At 63.8% G+C, this 1,846-nt stretch carries 1 protein-coding gene and 2 pseudogenes; 1 reads left to right on the top strand and 2 read right to left on the bottom strand.

What is annotated here, in order from left to right:
- Positions 1 to 249 (top strand): hypothetical protein (locus NKI29_RS33285; RefSeq protein WP_352798689.1); only part of this gene is annotated, 249 nt, incomplete at its 5' end.
- Between the two features lie 102 nt (positions 250 to 351).
- On the opposite strand, the pseudogene NKI29_RS33280 reads toward NKI29_RS33285, so the two are convergent.
- Positions 352 to 1,294, bottom strand: a pseudogene (locus NKI29_RS33280) (IS630 family transposase).
- Positions 1,295 to 1,374: 80 nt separating this feature from the next.
- Positions 1,375 to 1,846 (bottom strand): annotated as a pseudogene (locus NKI29_RS33275) (IS256 family transposase); the annotation flags it as partial.

Below are 1,846 nucleotides of genomic sequence, written 5' to 3'. Positions count from 1 at the left end.
TCTCATCCTCTCGCACCACTCTTTGCCACGTGGTCGTCCGTGCCGGACAAATATAGCACAAGGAAATCTGGCGGCACGACCGACGCCCTCGGTCCGCTCCAGAATGGCGCCGTGCTCGACGCCGTCAAGGCGTGGCCTGGAAACCTCGCAGCCGGCCGTGGCGCCATCGCACCGGCCAGCCTTGACTGCGTCTCGACACGCTCGCGTGGGAAATCCTGTGGGCCGGGACGAAGAAACAGGCTCACCTGAGCCGAACAAAGAAACGCAACAGGAATCGAAAAAGTCGAAATCAGGCTTGTCGATGTCATCCGTCGATTTCATGTGCTTGTGGTGAGCTAGAGCACGTCCTGTTTAATCCGGTTCATATCCTGCGGCTTTGAAGTAGTTGGCACATTCAGCTGGGGTGAAGAGGTCGACGACCGCGCCGACCGCGTCCCACAGAGCCTTGATGGTTCTCTCGGCCTTTGCTCGCAGCAGCGCCTTGAGTTTGGCGAAGGCGTTCTCAATCGGATTGAAGTCGGGACTGTAGGGCGGCAGGTAGAGCAGGCTCGCGCCTGCGGCCTCAATCGCGTCGCGCACGCCGGCGGCCTTGTGGGCGGGCAGGTTGTCCATGACGACTACGTCGCCCTCCGACAATGTCGGGACCAGCACCTGCTCGACATAGGCCAGGAACACGTTGCCGTTCATGGCGCCGTCGTAGACGAAGGGCGCAGTCATGCCCGTCAGCCGCAGCGCTCCGGTGAAGGTCGTGGTCTTCCAGTGGCCGTGCGGCACGCCGGCCCGGCAGCGCTCGCCGCGCGGCGCTCTTCCACGCAGACGGGCCATCTTTGTGGAGAGGCCGGTCTCGTCGATGAACACGAGCTTCGCCGGATCAAGATCGAGCTGGCCGTCGAACCACTCCCGGCGCCGCTTCAGGATGTCGGGCGATCCTGCTCCAGTGCGTGCGCGGACTTTTTTTGAATGTCCAGCCGTGACCGCGAAGCCAGGCGCTCATGGCGCTGCGGCTGATCCGCACTGACTGCTCGGCGACGAGCCGCTCCACCATCTCGTTCAGCGTGATGTCCTTGCGCTCCTCGATCAGCCCGACGATGAAGGCTTCATGCGCATCGAGGCTGGAGGCGCGGCGGCGGCCCTGCGGGCGTGGCGCCAGTTCGCCGATCTTCGCCCGCGCAATCCAGCGGATCGCGCTGGACACTCCCACGCCGAACCGCGCCGCCGCTTGCCGCGCCGACATGCCCTCGTCCGAAGCCTTCAAGACCCGCAACCGAAGATCACCGCTCAATGCTCTTCCCATCGTCCACCTCCATCGAGGTGGATGTTGAATCAGCACAAAACGCAGCTGTCACATCACAATCGATTCATCGATCACAGGACGTGCTCTAGCGGCAGCCGATAGAAGCTCAGCGTCTCCTCGATATTGTCCTCCACCCAGTTGACCAGCTTCGGGTATTTGGCCTGCCAATTGGCGATCCACTGCGCCAGGTCGCGTTTGACCTCGGCAAGGTCGCGCCGGTCGTAGAACCATCTGAGCTCCATCAGGCAATCGTCGTCGACCTTGCGCGGCACGTAGTCGAGCGCGTTTCTGAGGAAGTGCACGTAGCAGCGCTGCCAGACCGCTTCGGGCAGCACTTCGCGGATTGCCGCCCTGAGCCCCGGATGGTCGTCGGAGACGACGAACTCGACGCCGGCGAGCCCGCGATTCTTGAGCCCCGTCACGAACTCGCGCCAGCTCGAATGGCTCTCCCGGTTGGCCAGCTCCACGCCCAGAACCTGGCGCCGGCCCTCCCAATCCACGCCGATCGCCACCAGCACCGCCTGGCTGGCGATCACGCCCGCCTCGCGAGCC

The organism is Mesorhizobium sp. M0678 (assembly GCF_040320505.1).
GTDB lineage: Bacteria > Pseudomonadota > Alphaproteobacteria > Rhizobiales > Rhizobiaceae > Mesorhizobium.
This window is presented reverse-complemented; position numbering and strand designations above follow the sequence as displayed.